This window comes from Psychrobacter sp. AOP31-B2-9 (genome assembly GCF_052378005.1).
Classification (GTDB): Bacteria; Pseudomonadota; Gammaproteobacteria; order Pseudomonadales; family Moraxellaceae; genus Psychrobacter.
The window spans coordinates 1-1,422 of the sequence record NZ_JBQSXG010000268.1 but is presented as its reverse complement, the minus strand read 5'-3'; the positions used below and the strand labels follow the sequence as shown (position 1 = coordinate 1,422).

Below are 1,422 nucleotides of genomic sequence, written 5' to 3'. Positions count from 1 at the left end.
CAGTTTTGGTGTATTGCAAGATAATAGTAAAGCTTTTGAATGGTATCAAAAAGCATCTGAACAAGATAATGCAGACGCTCATTACGAGCTTGGTAATTTTTATAGCGAAGGCATAGGAGTTGAAATAGATAAAGACAAAGCTAATTATTACTATAATAAAGCAGTATGTAAGGGTCATTTAGAAGCAGAACAGCGTTTGCAAAAAAGTAATAAGCCACTTGAAGAAGATAAGCACTCTAACGAAAAAGTGGTAGAGGACGCTGATAGTCATATCGAAAGCATAGACTTTGAAAATGATGGAAGTATTTCATTTAAAACGTTCTTTGACAATTACTTCCGTGATGAGTCAAAAATGTTGCCGCAAAATCCAGGCGGAGGTGTTTGGTTTTATGAAAGTATGGATTTTGACGAAAGTTCCAAATTTTATGATAAAGCAAGTGCTATCAGAGAGAAAAATGACTATATGATTGACACTACGTATGCAGACTTTATCATCGACACAAGCTTTACTAGAAATTTTGGTGTTGGTCTCTTCTTACATGTACATCAAAATAGTTATCAATTTCATTTAAAAAATGATACTAAAGACTGGGAGATATTGAACGATATCGAAGAAGCCTACTACAGCGAAAGTGATAAAGCTCTGTATATAGAGGATTATAAAATAAATCTGATAGGAGATGTCGCTCGTTTTTATGGTAAAAGGCTTGTAGAGTGTATCAATGCATATTTAAATCAAAACGAACTTGATAAAATCGATGAAGAAATAGTATCTAATTCAGAGCTTGTGACAGATGCGCTGGATAATATTGATGACAGACTCACTGAAATTAACCAAAAGCTTAATGATCTACGTGAAGATAGCGCAGCTTAGAGTACATTAATCATGAAGTTTCCTTGCAATCAATGTGGTTGGTGCTGTCAAAATCTGGATAAAAATGAAATATATGCAGCTTTAGATAGAGGTGATGGCACATGTAAATGGTTCGATATAGATAGTAAAAGTTGCACTATTTATGAGTCAAGGCCGCTTATATGCAATATTGAAGCAATGCATCAGGTTTGTTTTTCTACTATCCCTTACGATGAATATATAGCGCTGAATATAGAGGTTTGCCAATCGATTCAAGTTAAGTATCGACTGCCAATAATTCAGATATAACCAACAAAGGACTTTGCTATGCCCATCCCTCTAATCATAGGTGCAGGCGCACTAGCTGCATCAGGCTTTGGAATCACTAAAGGCGCTAAAGGCGTATCTCAATTATCTGACGCTAGCGCCACTATTGAAAGAGCGCAAAGAAGGCTTGAACCGCCCCGACTATATCGGAGAGTGGATTGCTTGAGTCAGGCAGCTTTGTCTGACTCACAAAGACTATCATAATATCGTCTCTCAAACTCAAAAGGCGACACATAACTAAT

At 36.4% G+C, this 1,422-nt stretch carries 3 protein-coding genes; all 3 read left to right on the top strand.

Going from position 1 to position 1,422, the window contains the following annotated elements; genetic code table 11:
- Positions 1–874: tetratricopeptide repeat protein (locus tag ACT3SX_RS15080; protein ID WP_444761575.1), on the top strand; the 874-nt coding region annotated here is incomplete at its 5' end.
- Between the two features lie 12 nt (positions 875–886).
- A complete protein-coding gene (locus ACT3SX_RS15075) occupies positions 887–1,162 on the top strand; it encodes a YkgJ family cysteine cluster protein (RefSeq protein ID WP_413038469.1) in 276 nt (91 codons plus the stop codon).
- An 18-nt stretch (positions 1,163–1,180) separates the two neighbouring features.
- On the top strand, positions 1,181–1,384 hold the full coding sequence (locus ACT3SX_RS15070) for a hypothetical protein (RefSeq protein ID WP_192520966.1): 204 nt from the start codon (positions 1,181–1,183) through the stop codon (positions 1,382–1,384).
- Positions 1,385–1,422 lie beyond the last annotated feature (38 nt).

What these genes read in the sequence shown, in the direction of transcription:
- ACT3SX_RS15075 (WP_413038469.1), top strand. Translation starts at nt 887, where the DNA reads ATGAAGTTTCCTTGCAATCAATGTGGTTGGTGCTGTCAAAATCTGGAT.
- ACT3SX_RS15070 (WP_192520966.1), top strand. Translation starts at nt 1,181, where the DNA reads ATGCCCATCCCTCTAATCATAGGTGCAGGCGCACTAGCTGCATCAGGC.